Here is a 17,013-nt window from a genome sequence, read left to right as displayed (position 1 = left end):
CCTGAGCAATGAAGCGAGGGAGAGCGCGATGCGACTGATCGGGATGCTGGATTCGCCCTATGTGCGGCGCGTGGCCGTGGCGTTGCGGCTGCTGGACCTGCCGTTCGAGCACGAGCCGGTCTCGGTGTTCCGCCACTACGAGGTCTTCGCGGCGACCAATCCGGTGGTCAAGGCGCCGACCCTGGTGACCGACGGCGGCGTGGTGCTGATGGAGTCCGGCCTGATCATCGAGCACCTGGAGCGCCTGGCGGGGCGGAGCCTGGCGCCCGCCGGCGTCGCCGATCACGCCCGCGCCCAGCGGATTCTCGGCCTGGCCCTGGCCGCCTGCGAGAAGACCGTGTCACTGGTCTACGAGTTCAACCTGCGTCCCGAGGAGAAGCATCACGCCCCCTGGATCGACCGGGTGCGCGGCCAGGTCGACGCGGCCTGGAGCCTGCTGGAGGCCGAGCTGGCCTCGCCGCCGGCCTGGCTGGAGGGTTCGCAGGCATGGCTGACCTGCGCGGTGGTCTGGACCTTCGCGACCAGGACCCTGCCGGAGTCGGTCGACGCGGCGGCCTGCCCCAGCCTGGTCGCCCTGACCGCGCGCGCCGAGGCGACGCCGGCCTTCCTGGCCACGCCGTTCGACTGAAGACGCGTTCGGGGAACCAGGCCAAGCCGCGGCCAGGGTCATTGCTCGATCCGGCGAACGTCTTGCCCATTCCTGCGCCGTCGATTTCGAGGCCTTATAGTCGCGGCGAACGGCGCCCATCTTCCTTCGTGGCCCACCTCCCTCGTGGAAGGCGGACCTTCCCACGCGACATTCCAAAATCAGGAGCTCACCATGAAGACGCGCAAACTCGGCGACGGGCTGGAAGTCTCGGCCATCGGCCTGGGCTGCATGGGGATGGGTCAGGTCTACGGCACGGCGCTGGACAAGGCCGACGCCTTCAAGGTGCTGGCCCGCGCGGTCGAGCTGGGCGTGACCTTCTTCGACACTGCCGAGGTCTATGGCCCCTATCTGAACGAAGTGCTGGTCGGCGAAGGCCTGAAGCCGTTCCGCGACAAGCTGGTGATCGCCACCAAGTTCGGCTTCGACATCGCTCCGGAGGGCACGGGTGAAGGATTCAGCCGCATGCGCGGCACCGACAGCCGGCCCGCCCACATCCGCGAGGTGGCCGAGGCGTCGCTGAAGCGTCTGGGCGTCGAGGTGATCGACCTGTTCTACCAGCACCGCGTCGATCCGAACGTGCCGATCGAGGACGTGGCCGGGACGGTCAGGGACCTGATCGCCGAGGGCAAGGTCAAGCATTTCGGCCTGTCGGAAGCCGGTCCCGAGACCATCCGCAAGGCTCACGCCGTGCAGCCGGTGGCGGCCCTGCAGAGCGAGTATTCGCTGTGGTTCCGCGACCTGGAGGCGACGACCTTGCCGGTGCTTCGCGAACTGGGGATCGGCCTGGTGCCCTACAGCCCGCTGGGCCGGGGCTTCCTGACCGGCGCGATCAAGGCCGACGCGCCCCTGGCCGACAACGACTTCCGCCGCGGCCTGCCGCGCTTCCAGGGCGAGGCCCTGGCCAAGAACTTCTCCCTGGTCGAAGCCCTGACCCAGATCGCCGCCGACAAGGGCGTGACCCCGGCCCAACTGGCCCTGGCCTGGATCCTGGCCCAGGGCGAGCACATCGCCCCGATCCCGGGCACGACCAAGATCAGCCGGCTGGAGGAGAACCTCGGCGCGGTGGACGTGGCGCTGTCGGCGGACGACCTGGCCAAGATCGCCGCCGCGGTGCCGGAAACGGCGGTCGAGGGCGAGCGCTACAGCGCGGCGGGCCTGGCGATGGTGGGCAGATAAGACATCCTCTCCCGGAGGGGAGAGGGAGGGACCCGCGGCGAAGTCGTGGAGGGTGAGGGGTGACGCCCTCACCGGCTCACGCAAACATCCCTGCCGGCACGCCGTCTGACGTCTTACCCCCTCACCCTCCCATGCTGGCGCATGGGCCCCTCCCTCTCCCCATGGGAGAGGGTAATCAGGGTATTGATCCTCTCGCCGTGACCTGCCCACACTCGCCGCCATGGCCGACAACCCCTTCGCCCGCCCGGACGCCATCGAACTGGTGAAGCTGGGCAAGACCTCGATCACCCTGGGCGGGGTGGGGGCGGCGATCGTCATCGTCGTGGCGTCGATCTACATCTCGCGCCTAGTGGCGTCGGGCCTGCGCAAGCTGCGCGAGCGGTCGGTCGGCAGCGCGCCGACCCTCTACATCATCGAAAAGCTCAGCACCTACGGCCTGCGCACCGTCGGCCTGCTGGTGGCCCTGTCGGTGATGGGCATCAACCTGACCTCGCTGGCGGTGTTCGCCGGGGCTCTGGGCGTCGGGGTGGGCCTGGGCCTGCAGGGCCTGGTCAAGGACTTCGCCTCGGGCGTGTCGCTGATGTTCGAGCGGCTGGTGGCGGTGGGCGACTTCGTCGAGCTGCAGAACGGCGCGCGCGGCGTGGTGCACGAGATCGGCCCGCGCTCGACGCGCATCCGCACCAACGACAGCACCGACGTGATCGTGCCCAACTCGGTGCTGGTCAACGAGCAGGTGATCAACTGGACCCTGCACCACACAACCCGCCGCATCCACGTGCCGTTCGTCACCGCCTTCGGGACCGACAAGGAGAAGGTGCGCGAGGCCGTCTTGAAGGCCGCCCATTCGGTGTCGTTCACCTCGCCCGACGACGCCAACCGCAAGGCCCAGGTCTGGCTGGTGGGCTTTGGCGAGTCGTCGCTGAAGTTCGAGCTGATCGTCTGGCCCACTGTCGACTCCGTGCGGCGTCCAGCGGCGATCTTCGCGGCCTACACCTGGGCGATCGACGACGCCCTGCGCGGGGCGGGGATCGAGGTGCCCTATCCGCAGCGGGACGTACGTCTGCGCGGCCTGTTCGGCGAGGAGGGCGACGACGCCCGCGCCGCCCTGCGGCTTGAGACCCGCGCCGGCCGCAAGGCCAAGGCCAAGGCCGCCGCCGCCTCGCGCAACGACGCCGCCGAGGACCTCAAGCGCGAGGATCCGGAGGAGCCGCCGCTGCCGGTGCAGGGGCCCCCGGCGAAGGCGTAGCTAGGGAAATTTGACGCCAGCGTAGGCGTGGTCGGCCTGGGAGCATTTCTCGAAGGCGATATCGTAGAGCCACCCCTTGTCTCTACACACTCGACATACCCCGCCAGCGCCTCGGCGCACCTGCGCATCGGAATATGCGTTCGCTTGTCTTGCGAGTTGGCCGCACGAGATTTCTCGGTGCGCAAACCACCCGACGGTCGCCAGCAGCAGAGCGCCGGCAACTATAGACAGGGCTAGAAGGCGCGGTTTCTGGACGAACATGCCGTCAGCGTAGCGGTTTGGCATCCTCTAGCCACCTCCTGAGTTCCCAACACCGGATCGACCGCCCACTGACCTGTGCGTCAGCCTTGACCCCGACAGCCCCCCGCCGCAGTCTTCTCGCAACTGCGAAATAAGAAACGACGACGCCGGGAGCGAGCGCATGAAGACCCCCCGAGGCTTTTTCAAACCCCTGGCCATCGGCGCGCCGACCCCGTGGCGGGAGCTTCCGGCCCGGGTCGAGCGCATGATCCACTTCGTGCCGCCGCACCTGGACAAGGTGCGCGCCAAGGTCCCCGAGATCGCCCCGACCGTCGACGTGATCCTGGCCAATCTGGAGGACGCCATCCCCGCCGAGGCCAAGGGCGCGGCCCTGGCCGGCGCGATCGCCATGGCCCGCGAGACCGACTTCAAGGCCCTGGGCGTGGGCCTGTGGGTGCGGATCAACTGCCTCAACTCGCCCTGGCACCTGGACGAGGTGGCCACCCTTGTCGAGAAGGCCGGCGACCGCATCGACGTGATCATGGTCCCCAAGGTCGAGGGGCCGTGGGACATCTTCTACATGGACCAGCTGCTGGCCTCGCTGGAAGCCAAGCACGGCGTCGCACGGCCGATCCTGCTGCACGCCATCCTCGAGACCGCCGAGGGGGTGATGAACGTCGAGGCCATCGCCGGGGCCAGCCCGCGCATGCAGGGCATCAGCCTGGGTCCGGCCGACCTGGCCGCCAGCCGCGCCATGAAGACCACCCGGGTCGGCGGCGGCCATCCCGGTTATCGGGTGATCGAAGACCCGCACGCCGATGGTTCGCCCCGCGTCTCCGTCCAGCAGGACCTGTGGCACTACACCTTCGCCAAGATGGTCGACGCCTGCGCCGCCCACGGCATCAAGCCGTTCTACGGCCCGTTCGGAGCCATCGACGATCCGGTCGCCTGCGAGCAGCAGTTCCGCAACGCCTTCCTGATGGGCTGCGCCGGGGCCTGGAGCCTGCACCCCAGCCAGATCGAGATCGCCAAGCGCGTCTTCTCGCCGGCCCCCGACGAGGTGATCTTCGCCAAACGCATCCTGGAGGCCATGCCCGACGGCACGGGCGTGGCCATGCTGGACGGCAAGATGCAGGACGACGCGACCTGGAAGCAGGCCAAGGTCATGGTCGATTGCGCGCGGCAGATCGCGGCCAAGGATGCGGAGTATGCGGCGCTGTATGGGTTTTAGTTAGGTCCTCCCCCTGTGGGGGAGGTGTCGGCGAAGCCGACGGAGAGGGGAGTGATCGGCAGGCGACCTCCTGCAGGACCCATCTCCCTAAAACTCCCCCCACCGATCGCTACGCGATCGCCTCCCCCACAGGGGGAGGGCCTGGGCTCACGCCGCCGTCGTCACCACCCGCGATCCCGCCACCAGCATCTTGTGCACCGGGCAGGCCTCGGCGATCTCCATCAGCCGCGCGCGCTGGGCCTCGTCCAGGTCGCCGCCCAGGGTGATCACCCGCTCGAACACGTCGGCCGGCTGCGAGGACGGATCGCGCCGCCAGGTCACCTCCACATGCATCGCGCCCACCGGCCAGGCCTTGCGCCTGGCGTAGAGCCGGAGCGTCTGGGTGGTGCAGGCCGCCAGGCCGGCGGCCACCAGGTCATGGGGATTGGGTCCGATGTCCAGCCCGCCGTCCACGGGGCCCAGGTCGGCCGCGAAGCGGATGGGGCCGGCGGTGACGAGGATCTGCACGCCGCCGTGGCCGCTGTCGTCGGCGATGGCGGAAGGGCGGGCGGGGGCGGCGATCATGAGGCGACTCCGGGCTGGGGCCAGAAACTGCCATCACCACGCAGAGCCGTCTTGGATGGATTTGAAGCCATCCCCGGAATTGTGGACTTCAGGCGGCCGCCTGCTGGGCCGACGTCACGGCGAACAGTTGGGTCGCCCCGCGCCACACCTCGACGGTGTCGCAGCCGCGATGGACGCCGACCAGTTCTTCGGCGCGGCGACGCGCGGCCTGGTCGTCAGGGCAGGGGGTGACGTCGAAACGCGGCACCGAGCCATCGGATTCGACACAGAAGAAGGTGAACACCTGCATGGGAACATCCGTTCGCATCAGGCGGGACCGGGTCCATATTCGATGGGCGGGGCCGCGGGCGTCGGCGGGATTCTCAGCCGACCAGAAGGATATAGGTGAGAAGCCCGTGATTAACCAGAGAGCGCAGGTTTCAATACAAGACTCTCCACAGGACTCTCACGAAGACGAATCCCTGAGACTCGCAGGGGTTCCGGCCGAGTCATGGTGTCGCTGCGACGACGAGTCGCAGGCCAGGGCCCCGCGCATCCTTCCTGGAACCCCAATGAGTCCGGCGTGAGTCCCGTACAAGGCGAGGTTTGGCGATTTCGAGGCGCCGAACCGCCAAAAGCGGTTTCGTTTTCGGTTATCGCGCTCTAGGTTCGCCACCTTTCCGCAACGGCGACGTTAAGAGACCCATGGCCGCGCATTATCTCGACTTCGAGCGACCCATCGCCGATCTGGAAAGCAAGATCGAGGAGCTGTCGCGGCTCTCCGAGACGGCTGGTCCGGGTGCGTTCGAGACCGAGATCCAGGCCTTGCGAGACCGCGCGCAGCAGCTTCGCAAGGAAGCCTATGCCGGTCTGGACGCCTGGCAGAAGACCATGGTCGCCCGCCATCCCGAGCGTCCGCACCTGAAGGACTACGTCGCCGGCCTGATCGACGAGTTCGTCGAGCTGCGCGGCGACCGCAAGTTCGCCGACGACCAGGCGATCGTCGGGGGCCTGGGCCGGTTCCGCGGCATCCCCGTGGTCGTGATGGGCCACGAGAAGGGCCACGACACCACCACCCGCCTGAAGCACAATTTCGGCATGGCCCGCCCCGAGGGCTACCGCAAGGCCGTGCGCCTGATGGACATGGCCGAGCGCTTCAACCTGCCGGTCATCACCTTCGTCGACACCGCCGGCGCCTATCCGGGCCTGGGCGCCGAGGAGCGCGGCCAGGCCGAAGCCATCGCCCGCTCGACCGAGCGCGGCCTGGTGCTGGGCACCCCGATGGTCGCCACCATCGTCGGCGAAGGCGGCAGCGGCGGCGCCATCGCCCTGGCCGGCGCCAACAAGGTGCTGATCCTGGAGCACTCGATCTATTCGGTGATCTCGCCGGAAGGCGCGGCTTCGATCCTGTGGCGCGACGGCGCCCGGGCCAAGGACGCGGCCGCCAACATGAAGATCACCGCCCAGGACCTGATCCAGCTGAAGATCGTCGACCGCATCGTCGAGGAGCCGGCCGGCGGGGCTCATTCCGATCCGTCCGCCGCCATCGAAGCCGTCGGCGACGCGGTCGAGGACGAGCTGAAGGCGCTGATGAAGCTGTCTCCCGCCGAGCTGAAGAAGCAGCGCGCGGCGCGGTTCTACGCCATCGGCCGCGAAGGCCTGCAATAGGCCGCCAAAACCGCGAAGGGACCGCTAACCCGGCGATTGACCTGTCGCCGTCGGAACTTCATCCTCAATTGTAATAACAATAGGGGAGGTCGGTCATGAACCGCCGTACGTCATTGGCCTTGGGGTTCGTGCTGGTCGCCGTCGGCCTTGGCGCGGCTGGTCAAGGCGCGGCGCGGGAGGACGAGGCGCTTCCCGTGGTGACCGAGGGGCTGGTCTCGACCCTGCCGGGCGGGGTGATCAGCATCAAGGCCGATCCCGTGCTGTCCAACGGCCGGCTGGTCCTGCGGGTGGCGGCCTTCAACAACGGAGCGGCCCCGGCCGTCATCAACCCCGCGGACATCAAGCTGTTCACCGCCGCCGGCCAGCCCGTGGCGCTGATGTCGCTGGACCAGTTGATCGCGGAGGTCGCGAGCCCCGCGCCCGCCCGGCCCACGGGGTCGGCGACCGGCTATGGCGGCCCCGCCATAGCGACCGGCCAGGACGGCCGGATGGACGTCAGCGGCTTTTCCGGCGCCAATCAGACGGTGGCCGGCGGGCTGTCGAGCCAGGTCCAGTCGCAGATCGCCACGCCCGGCCGCAAGCTGAGCAAGGCCGACCAGACGCAGGTCGACGGCCTGAAGGCGGCGATCCTGCAGCCCACCCCGGTGGAGCCGGGCAAGGCGGTCGGCGGCCAGATCGTCAGCGAGAAGCTGAAGTTCGATCGCGACGGATCCCGCGAGCTGAAGATGCTGGTCCGCTTCAACGGCGAGAAGCACGGCTTCATCTTCACCGCCCCTCCGGCCCGCTGACTCGAATTTTCCGCGCCCGGCGTGTCACGTATCGCCGGGCTGCGTCGTCTTGTTTCCGAAGCCCCATCCAGGGGCAGATGAGGACAAGACCATGAGCGCCGAAACCGCCCCCTTCCGTCACGACATCAATGTTCCGGCCGTCTACCAGGCCTTCATCGCCGCCGAGACCGCGGCGGTGGGCGCCGGGGTCGACGCCCACCTGGTGCACCTGGTCAAGCTGCGGGCCTCGCAGCTGAACCAGTGCGCCTTCTGCGTGAAGATGCATTCGAAGGAAGCCCGCGACGACGGCGAGACCAACGAGCGGCTGGACCGCCTGGTGGTCTGGAGCCACGTGTCGGACTTCACCGCCAAGGAGAAGGCCGCCCTGGCCTGGACCGAGGCCCTGACCCAGCTGCCGACCCACACCGAGCTGGGCCCGCTGCGCGCCGCCCTGCGCGAGCACTTCAGCGACGTCGAGGCCAGCGCCCTGACCACGGTGATCGCCATGATCAACCTGTGGAACCGCCTGGGCGTGTCGGTGCACTAGGTCGGCCCAATGGGCTCCTCCCCCTGTGGGGGAGGCGGCCCGAAGGGGCCGGTGGGGGGAGCGAACCGATGTCGGCAAACTCCCCCCTCCGTCGGCTGCGCCGACCCCTCCCCCACAGGGGGAGGACCTTTGCGCTTGCCTCTCCCCAACGTCACCCCGCCATACTCCCGCAAAACACAGAGGGAGCACGCCCGTGGCCATCAAGACCCGCTTCACGGAGATGTTCGGCGTCGAGCATCCGATCGCCCAGGGCGGCATGCAGTGGGTCGGCACCGCGCCGCTGGTCGGCGCCGTGGCCAACGCCGGAGCCCTGGGCTTCCTGACCGCCCTGACCCAGCCGACGCCCGAGGCCCTGACCCGGGAGATCGCCCGCACCCGCGAGCTCACCGACAAGCCGTTCGGCGTCAACCTGACCATCCTGCCGGCCATCAAGCCGCCGCCCTATGCCGAGTACCGCGCCGCCATCATCGAGGCCGGGATCAAGATCGTCGAGACGGCCGGCTACAAGCCGCAGGAGCACGTCGACGAGTTCAAGGCCCACGGGGTCAAGGTGATCCACAAGTGCACCGCCGTGCGTCACGCCCTGTCGGCCGAGCGGATGGGGGTGGACGCCATCAGCATCGACGGCTTCGAATGCGCGGGCCACCCTGGCGAGGACGACATCCCCGGCTTGATCCTGATCCCGGTGGCGGCCTCGAAGGTGAAGATCCCGATGATCGCCTCAGGCGGGTTCGGCGACGCGCGCGGCCTGGTCGCGGCCCTGGCCCTGGGCGCCGACGGGGTGAACATGGGCACCCGCTTCTGCGCGACGCAGGAAGCGCCGATCCACGACAACTTCAAGCAACAGATGGTCGCCAACGACGAGCGGGCCACCGACCTGATCTTCCGTACGCTGCACAACACCGCCCGGGTGGCCAGGAACGCGATCAGCCAGCAGGTCGTCGCCATCGAGCGGGCCGGCGGGGCCAGGTTCGAGGACGTGGCCGACCTGGTGAAGGGCGCGCGTGGGCGGGAAGGGCTGATCAGCGGCGACACCGATCACGGCGTCTGGTCGGCCGGCATGGTCCAGGGTCTGATCCACGACGTGCCGACCGTGCGCGAGCTGATCGACCGGATCGTTTCGGAGGCCGAGGAGATCATCCGCGGGCGGCTGGCGGGGATGGTCGCCTAGAGTCGCGGGACGCCCTTAGTCGACCTCGTCGTCTCTCAGCAACCGGTCAAGATCTTCCGGCGCGAGCTTCTTGATGGCCGCTTCCTGCTTGCGGTCGTAGTCGCGATCGTTGGGTTCTTGCCGCTTCTGTTTTGGGCGAGCGTACTGTCGAACAAAACGGGCCAGGTCCGCTACCTGTCGTGCGATTTTCTCGTCCCGATTCAGCTTCTTCGGCATGTGGTCAAGTTTAGCTGCAAACCCTTGCATGGAGAACACGAAACCTACGCGAGAGCGTCACGGTAAACACCCTCGCAAACACTGTGACAGCCCTATGAAGTTTTCGCGAAATAGCAGCGCTTCCGACCCCGGATTAGCCAGTCGTTAGGTCAGAAATGGTCCCTCCACCCGCGAGTGGAGGCGTATCTATGTTCACCTTGCGAGACACCGTTTCTTCCCTGGTTCCGGCCCGCGCCGACACCCTGGGCAAGACGCTGTACGAACGGTTCCGCGAGGAGCCGGACACCCTGATCGTGCCGGTGCTCGACGCCGACGACCGGCCGATCGGCCTGGTCGAGCGCAACGCCTTCTTCCTGCGCATGGCCGCCGAATACGGCCGCGCCCTCTACGCCCTGCGCCCGATCTCGGTGCTGATGGACAACGACCCCCTGGTGGTCGAGGCCGATGTCGAGCTGGCCGCCTTCACCAGCGACAGCCTGTCGTACCGGGCCAGCGACCTGCTGCGCGGCTTCATCGTCACCGACGGCGGGCGCTATCTGGGCGTGGGCACGGTGCTGGGCCTGCTGCAGGCGGCCAACGAGACCAATCGCCGGGGCGTCGCGGAACTGGCCGCCGCCAAGGCCAGCGCCGACCAGGCCCACACCTTCATGACCGCGGTCGTCGAGTCGATCCCGTCGATGGTGTTCGTCAAGCGGGCCGACGACCATCGCTACGTGCTGTTCAACCGGGCCGGCGAGAAGATGCTGGGCTATAATCGCGCCGACATGATCGGCCGCACCGACGCCGACTTCTATCCGGCCGAGCAGGCGGCGATCTATGCGGAGCGCGACGCCGAGGTGGCCCGTTCGGGCGAGGTGCGGGTCATCGAGGAGGACCACGTGCCGCGCCGCGACGGCTCGACCGCCTTGCTGCGCACCAAGAAGATCGCCATCCCGGGCCCCGACGGCCAGGCCGAGTACCTGCTGGGCATTTCCGAGGACATCGCCGAGCGCAAGCGGGCCGAGGCGCAGATCGCCCGCCTGGCCCACTATGATCCGCTCACGGACCTTCCCAATCGCCTGCTGTTCCAGAAGGACCTGTCGGCGGCGCTCAGCCGCGCGGCGCGGCGCGAGGACCTGGTGGCGGTGCACTGCATCGACCTGGACCGCTTCAAGACCGTCAACGACACCCTGGGCCATCCGATCGGCGACGCCTTGCTGAAGACCGCCGCCGAGCGCCTGCGGGCCTGCGTGCGCGAGGGCGACACCGTCGCGCGCCTGGGCGGCGACGAGTTCGCGGTGGTCCAGTGCGGCCTGACCGACCTGGGCTGCGCCACCCGCCTGGCCGGCCGCATCGTCGAGGCCCTTGCCGAGACCTTCGAACTGCAGGGCCACCAGGTGATGATCGGCGGCAGCGTCGGGGTGGCCGTGTCGCCCAACGACGGGTCCGACAGCGACGAGCTGCTGAAGAAGGCCGACATGGCCCTCTACCGCGCCAAGGCCGACGGGCGCGGGGCGTTCCACTTCTTCGAGCGGGCCATGGACGAGGCGCTGCAGGCCCGCCGGGCCCTGGAGCTGGACCTGCGCCTGGCCCTGGCCGAGGGCCAGTTCGAGCTCTACTACCAGCCGCTCTACAGCCTGGGCGCCGACCAGGTGATGGGCTGCGAGGCCCTGCTGCGCTGGAACCATCCGACGCGGGGCATGGTCTCGCCGGGCGACTTCATCCCGATCGCCGAGGAGATCGGCCTGATCAATCCGCTGGGCGAGTGGGTGCTGCGCGAGGCCTGCCGCGAGGCGGCCGGCTGGCCCCAGCACGTGCGCCTGGCCGTGAACCTGTCGCCGGCCCAGTTCCGCGACAAGCACCTGGTCGGCACCGTGGTCTCGGCCCTGGCGGCCTCGGGCCTGCCGGCCGAGCGCCTGGAGCTGGAGATCACCGAGTCGGTCCTGCTGCAGGACAGCGTCGGCAACATGTCAATCCTGCACGACCTGAAGGCGCTGGGCGTGCGGATCTCGATGGACGATTTCGGCACCGGCTATTCGTCGCTGAGCTATCTGCGCAGCTTCCCGTTCGACAAGATCAAGATCGACCAGACCTTCGTGCGCGACATCCTCGACGACGCCGACGCCCTGGCGATCATCAAGGCCGTGCTCGACCTGGGCGCCAGCCTGGGCATCACGACCACGGCCGAGGGCGTCGAGTCGGTGGAACAGCTGGACGAACTGCGCCGCCAGGGCTGCGGCGAGATCCAGGGCTACTTCATCAGCCGCCCCAAGCCGGCGGCGGAGATCGCGGCGATGCTGGGGGTGACGGTGGAGAACAAGCTGAAGGCGCCGGTCGTCACCTTCGCCCAACCTCAGGAAACCTTCTCTCATGGGGAGAAGGAGGGGCCCGCGACGAAGTCGTGGGAGGATGAGGGGGTTCCGAGTCCGACGGCGCGCCGGCAGGGCGTCTGAGTGAACCCGGTGACGGCGTAACCCCTCACCCCCCCACCGCTRCGCGGCGGGTCCCTCCCTCTCCCCTCCGGGAGAGGGTTTCAGATTTATCCCCGACCTTTCCGTCCATCGCCCCTAGCCTCGCGCCGCGATCTTCGCCACACACCGGCCCATGCGCATGGTCGGCTATCTCAGAGTTCCGCCCGTCAGGGGCGTGGTGATCGACGGGCCGCAGTCGCAGCGGCTGTTCGAGGCCGGCTGCGACCAGCTGTTCCACGACCGCTGCTACGGCCTGGCGGTGCACAAGCCGGGCCTGGATTCCGCCCTGGCGGTCCTGAAGCCCGGCGACGTGCTGGTGGTGATCAATCTTCACGCCTTCGCCGCCCATCTGGTCGACCTGCTGGAGGTGTTGGCGCGGTTCGAGGCGGCGGAGATCCATCTGCTGACCCTGACCGAGGGCGTCGACACCCGCGCGCCCGGCGGCTTCTTCACGGCCTGCGCCCAACTGGCCCGCTTCCACGACCAGCGCCGCATGGTGCGCACGGCCGAGGAAAAGATCGTGCGGGAAGGCGGGCGACGGCCGATTCTGGAGGCAGGCCCGGATGGACAAGAGGCCGAACCGATCCCAGATCTCGATCCCGAGGCCTGAGGAGAACGGCATGACGTCGACGCCCGCACCAAAACGTCCGTTGGAAGGGCGCCCGGCCATCGGCGTGCTGCTGCGCGAGCAGCGGGAGCTTCGGCGCATGAGCCAGCTGGACCTGGCGCACGACTCCGGGGTCTCGGCCCGCCATCTCGGATTCATCGAGGTCGGCAAGGCCCAGCCCAGCCGCGAGGCGATCGCCCGCCTGGCAGACGCCCTGGGCCTGCCGTTGCGCGAGCACAACGCCCTGCTGCTGGCGGCCGGATACGCCCCGCAATATGACGAGCGCGCCCTCGCCAACCCGGCGTTGGGGCCGCTCAGCCAGGCGATCGACCTGATCCTGAAGCACCAGGAGCCGTATCCCGCCTTCGTCATCAGCCGGCGCTTCGACGTGCTGGCCGCCAACGACGCGGCGGTGCGGGTCAATACGTTCCTGATGGAGGGACGGCAAAGTCCGCACACGAACCTGCTGCACCAGGTGTTCGATCCCGCCGACTTTCGCCCGGTGATCGCCAACTGGTCGGAGGTGGCGGCCAAGTTCGTGCGCCAACTGCAGGACGAGCTGATGGCCTCTCCCAACGACCCGGCGATCCGTCGGCTGCTGGACGAAATCCTCGCCTATCCCGACGTGCCCGCCGCCTGGCGGCTGCGCGCGCTGGGCGACGCGCCCGAACCGGTGCTGACCATGGTGTTCAACAGCCGCGCCGGGCCGCTGCGCTTCTTCGAGACGATCACCACCTTCGCCGCCCCGCGCGACGTGACCCTGGACGAGCTGAGGATCGACTGCGCCTTCCCGGCCGATGCGCACACCGCCGAGGTCTGCGCCAGGCTGGCCGCCGGCGAGCTGCACTGACCTTCCCTCAACGACGCGCGAGGTAGTTGCGACGCCTCGTGCGACCGCGCACGTCTGCCTTCGTCATCATCGAAGGGACGGATCATGCAGATTTGGTGGAAGGCAGCGGTTCTGGCGGCGCTGATCGGCACGGCGGCCCACGCCGCGCCCCTGGACGCCGAGCACGCGGCGCTGGCCCGGTTCGCGGGCCGCTGGTCGGTGAAGCAGAGCTACTGGACCAGCCCGGACAAGCCGCCCGTCGTCGACCGGGGCGAGGCCGACCTGGCCATGGTGCTGAACGGCCGCCACCTTCGGCAGGACCTGCGCATCGACGCCAAGGACAAGCCGTTCCAGGGCCTCGGCTACATCGGCTACGACGCCGCCGCCAAGACCTTCTTCAGCACCTGGATGGACGTCAACTTCACTGGCTTCATCGTCGCCAAGGGCGGCTATGACGCGGCGGCCGGGCGCTACACCTTCGTCGGCGAAACGCCGGACTTCGACCATCCGGGAAAGGCGATCCCGCTGCGCGAGGTGATGACGCGCCAGGACGACGACCACTTCACCTACGACTACTACGAGACGCGCGAGGGCCGGGAAGCCCAGGCCGTGCGGCTGGAATACACGCGCGTGCGCTAGGCGACGGCCTTCAGCGCCTCGCCCAGTTCCTCGACCATCTCGGGCGTGGTCGCCCACGAGCACATGAAGCGGGCCGTGCCGTCCAGGAAGCGGTAGACGAACCAGCCGCGCTCGCGCAGGCGCTCAAGGGCCGCGTCGTCCATGTCGACGAACAGGCCGTTGGCCTCGACCGGATGGCGCAGGGGGAAGGGCATCAGGCCGGCCAGCTTCCGGGCCATGGCGTTGGCGTGGGCCGCTCGGGCCGCCCAGGGACCGCCGTCGCCGGCTTCGCCCAGCAGGCCAAGCCAGGGGGCGGCCAGGAACCGGCCTTTCGAGACCAGCTGGCCGGCATGCTTGAGGCGGGCGTCCAGGCGGCGGCCGAGGTCCTTGTTCAGGAACACCACGGCCTCGGTCGGGGTCGAGCCGGCCTTGGTGCCGCCGATCACCAGGATGTCGACGCCGATCTGGGCCACGCGCTTGAGGTCGAAGCCGGCGGCCACGGCGTTGGCCAGCCGCGCGCCGTCCAGGTGCACGCCGTAGCCCTTGGCCTTGGCCGGCGCGATCAAGGCGGCCAGGTCGTCGGCCGAATAGACCGTGCCATATTCGGTGGCGTTGGTCAGGGACAGGGCGGCGGCCGGCTGGCGGTACGAGACGTCGGGCTCGTTCAGGGCCAGCTCCAGCCCCGGCAAGGCGATCTTGCCCGAGGCGCCGGGCAGGCCGATCAGGCCCACGCCCTGGCCGAAGAAGCCCGGGGCGCCGGTCTCGTCCGTGCAGATGTGGGCGTGCTCGTGGGCCAGCACCGCCTCGTGCGGATGGGCGAGGCACGTCAGGGCGAAGGCGTTGGCCGCCGTGCCCGAGGCGGTGAACCGCACCTCGGCGTCGGCGTCCAGCAGGGCGCGGATGCGGTCGGCGGCCGCGGCGCTGACATGGTCGGTCCCGTAGCCCGACGCCGTCCCGGCGTTGGCGGCGACGATCGCCTCGATGACTTCCGGCATGGCGCCGGCGACGTTGTCGGAGGCGAAGTCGTAACGGGCCATGGGCGGGTCTCGCGTGGGTCGGGAACTACGTCCCGATGCCACGCCGGCGAGGATCAATCAAACACGATCACCGACCGCGCCAGCTCGCCGCGCCTCAGCTCGTCGAAGGCCGAGTTGACCTCCTCCAGCTTGATGCGGCGCGAGATCAGTTCGTCCAGCTTCAGCTTGCCGGCCATGTAGGCGTCGACCAGCCGGGGCATGTCGACCGGGAAGCGGTTGGAGCCCATGAAGCTGCCCTGGATCTTCTTCTCGCCCAGGAAGTCGGGACCGTGCAGCTCGATCATGGTGCCCACCGGGATCATGCCGATGATGTTGGCCGTGCCGCCCCGGCGCAGCATCTTGAACGACTGCTCGGCGGTGGCCTTCAGGCCGATGGCCTCGAAGCTGTGGTGGACGCCGCCGCTGGTCAGTTCCTGCACCTGCTTCACCGCGTCGCCGTCGCTGGCGTTGATGACGTCGGTGGCGCCGAACTGCCTGGCCAGCTCCAGCTTGTGGGGGATGCGGTCGATGGCGATGATCCGGCCGGCGCCGGCCATGGCCGCGCCGTTGATCGCCGCCAGGCCCACGCCGCCGCAGCCGAGCACGGCCACGGTTTCGCCCAGGCGGACGTTGGAGGTGTTCACCACCGCCCCGACCCCGGTCATCACCGAGCAGCCGATCAGGGCGGCGCGGTCGAACGGCATGTCCTTGCGGATGGCGACGCAGGCGTGCTCGTGGACCAGCATCATCTCGGCGAACGACGACAGGTTCAGGAACTGGGCCATCCTGGTCTCGCCGGACCCGGACAGGTCCTCGCGGAACAGGCGCGGCTCCTCGCTTTTGGAGCGGCGCGTCTCCGGGCTGATGCACAGGTTCATATGCCCGGTCAGGCACACCTCGCAGTGGCCGCAATAGGGGTTGAGGCAGGTGATCACGTGGTCGCCGACCTTGACGGTGCGGACCTCGGATCCGACCGCCTCGACGATCCCGGCGCTCTCGTGGCCCAGCACGGCGGGCAGGGGGTGGGGGTAGGAGCCTTCGATGAAGTGCAGGTCGGAATGGCAGACGCCGGCGGCCTTGGTGCGGATCAGCACCTCGTGCGGGCCAGGCTTGCCGATCGAGACGTCCTCGATCTGCAGCGGCTTGCCCACCTCGCGCAGTACGGCGGCCTTCATCGGCGATCTCCCTCTCTGTTGGAGGGGACCCTAGCGGCAGGGCGGGGGGCGAAGGAAGAGGTTATTCGAACAAATGTTTGGAAGTCGTGGCTCAAACAACTTCGTTGTCATCCCGGACAAGTCCGGCGAAGCCGGGCGCAGATCCGGGACCGCCGGAAGCATGGCGCTCAGGCGTCGGTCCCGGATCTTCGCGCTGCGCGCTCGTCCGGGATGACAGCCGCTCTGGATGCGATCAGGCCGCCAGGGCGATCTTGCGTTCGGGCAGGATGGCGTCGACCGACAGGAGCACGACCATGGTCGTCTCGGTGGTGATCACCGCCGACACCAGGGGCGAGGCTTCCTCGCCCAGCGGCGGGGGCGGGCTGATGCTGTCGGCCGAGACGATGAAGCTGTCGCAGACCGCGTCGACCAGCAGGCCGGCGACGTCGTCGTGGTGCTCGACCACGATGATCACCTGGCGGGCGCTGTCGGCGGCGACGCCCTTGCCCAGGCGTTCGGACAGGTCGATGACCGGCATCACCTGGCCGCGCAGATTGATCACGCCGCGCACATAGGGAGGGGCGTCCGGCAACGGGGTGGCCGGGGTGACGCCGCGGATCTCGCGGACCGCGCCCACGGGCACGCAATAGGTCTGGGCTCCGACTTCGAACGACAGGATCTGCAGATCCTCGCCGGCCGTGTAAGCCACGTTCCTGGACATCGCCTGGTCGCCTTCAAGCCTGTCGTCGCCCGTTCTGGGCGCCGTCTTGGCCTAACCCTCGCGCGGAAAGGTGAATAAATCGGCCTTCTTTCAACGATTTGAGTCTCAAGGGGCGCAAGGTCCGGGCCGTGAAGCTGACGGCCCCGTTCAGCCTGCGTTCAGCC

18 protein-coding genes are annotated in these 17,013 nt (G+C 68.7%); 12 read left to right on the top strand and 6 right to left on the bottom strand.

What is annotated here, in order from left to right:
- The first annotated feature begins 28 nt into the window (after positions 1-28).
- The 4 genes from AC1DYP_RS04600 (at position 29) to AC1DYP_RS04585 (ending at position 4,542) form a co-directional block, all read left to right on the top strand.
- Positions 29-628 (top strand): glutathione S-transferase family protein, encoded by a 600-nt coding sequence (locus tag AC1DYP_RS04600; RefSeq protein ID WP_477045328.1) that lies wholly within the window; start codon positions 29-31, stop codon positions 626-628.
- Positions 629-820: 192 nt separating this feature from the next.
- Positions 821-1,825, top strand: coding sequence for an aldo/keto reductase (locus AC1DYP_RS04595; protein ID WP_477045327.1), 1,005 nt, complete (start codon positions 821-823; stop codon positions 1,823-1,825).
- A gap of 220 nt (positions 1,826-2,045) precedes the next feature.
- Positions 2,046-3,071 carry a mechanosensitive ion channel family protein gene (locus AC1DYP_RS04590; RefSeq protein ID WP_477045326.1) on the top strand — a complete coding sequence of 342 codons (1,026 nt, stop codon included), beginning with the start codon at positions 2,046-2,048 and terminating at the stop codon, positions 3,069-3,071.
- A gap of 421 nt (positions 3,072-3,492) precedes the next feature.
- A complete protein-coding gene (locus AC1DYP_RS04585; RefSeq protein WP_477045325.1) occupies positions 3,493-4,542 on the top strand; it encodes an HpcH/HpaI aldolase/citrate lyase family protein in 1,050 nt (349 codons plus the stop codon).
- A gap of 147 nt (positions 4,543-4,689) precedes the next feature.
- Here AC1DYP_RS04585 and AC1DYP_RS04580 read toward each other — a convergent pair whose 3' ends face one another.
- Together AC1DYP_RS04580 and AC1DYP_RS04575 are read right to left on the bottom strand one after the other, a co-directional pair.
- Positions 4,690-5,106 (bottom strand): OsmC family protein, encoded by a 417-nt coding sequence (locus tag AC1DYP_RS04580; RefSeq protein ID WP_477045324.1) that lies wholly within the window; start codon positions 5,104-5,106, stop codon positions 4,690-4,692.
- Between the two features lie 88 nt (positions 5,107-5,194).
- The gene (locus AC1DYP_RS04575) at positions 5,195-5,395 is read right to left on the bottom strand and encodes a hypothetical protein (protein ID WP_337687235.1); all 201 of its coding nucleotides are present in this window, start codon (positions 5,393-5,395) and stop codon (positions 5,195-5,197) included.
- Positions 5,396-5,790: 395 nt separating this feature from the next.
- On the opposite strand from AC1DYP_RS04575, the gene AC1DYP_RS04570 reads away from it, so the two are divergent.
- From AC1DYP_RS04570 to AC1DYP_RS04555, 4 genes are all read left to right on the top strand, one after another.
- A complete protein-coding gene (locus AC1DYP_RS04570) occupies positions 5,791-6,753 on the top strand; it encodes an acetyl-CoA carboxylase carboxyltransferase subunit alpha (RefSeq protein ID WP_477045323.1) in 963 nt (320 codons plus the stop codon).
- A 95-nt stretch (positions 6,754-6,848) separates the two neighbouring features.
- Entirely contained in the window at positions 6,849-7,541 is a 693-nt protein-coding gene (locus tag AC1DYP_RS04565; protein ID WP_477045322.1) for a hypothetical protein, read from the top strand.
- Between the two features lie 91 nt (positions 7,542-7,632).
- The gene (locus AC1DYP_RS04560; RefSeq protein WP_477034091.1) at positions 7,633-8,067 is read left to right on the top strand and encodes a carboxymuconolactone decarboxylase family protein; all 435 of its coding nucleotides are present in this window, start codon (positions 7,633-7,635) and stop codon (positions 8,065-8,067) included.
- A 193-nt stretch (positions 8,068-8,260) separates the two neighbouring features.
- On the top strand, positions 8,261-9,238 hold the full coding sequence (locus tag AC1DYP_RS04555; protein WP_477045321.1) for an NAD(P)H-dependent flavin oxidoreductase: 978 nt from the start codon (positions 8,261-8,263) through the stop codon (positions 9,236-9,238).
- Between the two features lie 15 nt (positions 9,239-9,253).
- On the opposite strand, the gene AC1DYP_RS04550 is transcribed toward AC1DYP_RS04555, so the two are convergent.
- Entirely contained in the window at positions 9,254-9,454 is a 201-nt protein-coding gene (locus tag AC1DYP_RS04550; protein ID WP_477045320.1) for a hypothetical protein, read from the bottom strand.
- Between the two features lie 188 nt (positions 9,455-9,642).
- On the opposite strand from AC1DYP_RS04550, the gene AC1DYP_RS04545 reads away from it, so the two are divergent.
- From AC1DYP_RS04545 to AC1DYP_RS04530, 4 genes are all read left to right on the top strand, one after another.
- On the top strand, positions 9,643-11,886 hold the full coding sequence (locus tag AC1DYP_RS04545; RefSeq protein ID WP_477045319.1) for a putative bifunctional diguanylate cyclase/phosphodiesterase: 2,244 nt from the start codon (positions 9,643-9,645) through the stop codon (positions 11,884-11,886).
- A gap of 157 nt (positions 11,887-12,043) precedes the next feature.
- Complete coding sequence (locus AC1DYP_RS04540) at positions 12,044-12,514, top strand: recombinase family protein (RefSeq protein WP_477045318.1); 471 nt, start codon at positions 12,044-12,046, stop codon at positions 12,512-12,514.
- Between the two features lie 10 nt (positions 12,515-12,524).
- Positions 12,525-13,361: a helix-turn-helix domain-containing protein gene (locus AC1DYP_RS04535; RefSeq protein WP_477045317.1), complete on the top strand. Its 837-nt coding sequence runs from the start codon at positions 12,525-12,527 to the stop codon at positions 13,359-13,361.
- Positions 13,362-13,445: 84 nt separating this feature from the next.
- Positions 13,446-13,979, top strand: a complete 534-nt coding sequence (locus AC1DYP_RS04530) for a DUF1579 family protein (protein ID WP_477045316.1) — start codon at positions 13,446-13,448, stop codon at positions 13,977-13,979.
- Here the strand turns inward: AC1DYP_RS04530 and AC1DYP_RS04525 are convergent.
- The 3 genes from AC1DYP_RS04525 to AC1DYP_RS04515 form a co-directional block, all read right to left on the bottom strand.
- Positions 13,976-14,995, bottom strand: coding sequence for a beta-eliminating lyase-related protein (locus AC1DYP_RS04525; RefSeq protein WP_477045315.1), 1,020 nt, complete (start codon positions 14,993-14,995; stop codon positions 13,976-13,978). The genes AC1DYP_RS04530 and AC1DYP_RS04525 overlap by 4 nt on opposite strands.
- A gap of 53 nt (positions 14,996-15,048) precedes the next feature.
- A complete protein-coding gene (locus AC1DYP_RS04520; RefSeq protein WP_477045314.1) occupies positions 15,049-16,149 on the bottom strand; it encodes a Zn-dependent alcohol dehydrogenase in 1,101 nt (366 codons plus the stop codon).
- Positions 16,150-16,381: 232 nt separating this feature from the next.
- Positions 16,382-16,849, bottom strand: coding sequence for a chemotaxis protein CheW (locus AC1DYP_RS04515; RefSeq protein ID WP_477045313.1), 468 nt, complete (start codon positions 16,847-16,849; stop codon positions 16,382-16,384).
- Positions 16,850-17,013 lie beyond the last annotated feature (164 nt).

Source organism: Caulobacter sp. P1_D6, assembly GCF_056406095.1.
Note: the sequence above shows the minus strand (reverse complement) of the source record. Positions and strands in the feature narration are given on the sequence as shown.

Bases quoted from the DNA above. Each gene is read 5' to 3' on its own strand.
- AC1DYP_RS04600 (WP_477045328.1), top strand. From the start codon at position 29: ATGCGACTGATCGGGATGCTGGATTCGCCCTATGTGCGGCGCGTGGCC.
- AC1DYP_RS04595 (WP_477045327.1), top strand. From the start codon at position 821: ATGAAGACGCGCAAACTCGGCGACGGGCTGGAAGTCTCGGCCATCGGC.
- AC1DYP_RS04590 (WP_477045326.1), top strand. From the start codon at position 2,046: ATGGCCGACAACCCCTTCGCCCGCCCGGACGCCATCGAACTGGTGAAG.
- AC1DYP_RS04585 (WP_477045325.1), top strand. From the start codon at position 3,493: ATGAAGACCCCCCGAGGCTTTTTCAAACCCCTGGCCATCGGCGCGCCG.
- AC1DYP_RS04580 (WP_477045324.1), bottom strand. From the start codon at position 5,106: ATGATCGCCGCCCCCGCCCGCCCTTCCGCCATCGCCGACGACAGCGGC.
- AC1DYP_RS04575 (WP_337687235.1), bottom strand. From the start codon at position 5,395: ATGCAGGTGTTCACCTTCTTCTGTGTCGAATCCGATGGCTCGGTGCCG.
- AC1DYP_RS04570 (WP_477045323.1), top strand. From the start codon at position 5,791: ATGGCCGCGCATTATCTCGACTTCGAGCGACCCATCGCCGATCTGGAA.
- AC1DYP_RS04565 (WP_477045322.1), top strand. From the start codon at position 6,849: ATGAACCGCCGTACGTCATTGGCCTTGGGGTTCGTGCTGGTCGCCGTC.
- AC1DYP_RS04560 (WP_477034091.1), top strand. From the start codon at position 7,633: ATGAGCGCCGAAACCGCCCCCTTCCGTCACGACATCAATGTTCCGGCC.
- AC1DYP_RS04550 (WP_477045320.1), bottom strand. From the start codon at position 9,454: ATGCCGAAGAAGCTGAATCGGGACGAGAAAATCGCACGACAGGTAGCG.
- AC1DYP_RS04545 (WP_477045319.1), top strand. From the start codon at position 9,643: ATGTTCACCTTGCGAGACACCGTTTCTTCCCTGGTTCCGGCCCGCGCC.
- AC1DYP_RS04540 (WP_477045318.1), top strand. From the start codon at position 12,044: ATGGTCGGCTATCTCAGAGTTCCGCCCGTCAGGGGCGTGGTGATCGAC.
- AC1DYP_RS04535 (WP_477045317.1), top strand. From the start codon at position 12,525: ATGACGTCGACGCCCGCACCAAAACGTCCGTTGGAAGGGCGCCCGGCC.
- AC1DYP_RS04530 (WP_477045316.1), top strand. From the start codon at position 13,446: ATGCAGATTTGGTGGAAGGCAGCGGTTCTGGCGGCGCTGATCGGCACG.
- AC1DYP_RS04525 (WP_477045315.1), bottom strand. From the start codon at position 14,995: ATGGCCCGTTACGACTTCGCCTCCGACAACGTCGCCGGCGCCATGCCG.
- AC1DYP_RS04520 (WP_477045314.1), bottom strand. From the start codon at position 16,149: ATGAAGGCCGCCGTACTGCGCGAGGTGGGCAAGCCGCTGCAGATCGAG.
- AC1DYP_RS04515 (WP_477045313.1), bottom strand. From the start codon at position 16,849: ATGTCCAGGAACGTGGCTTACACGGCCGGCGAGGATCTGCAGATCCTG.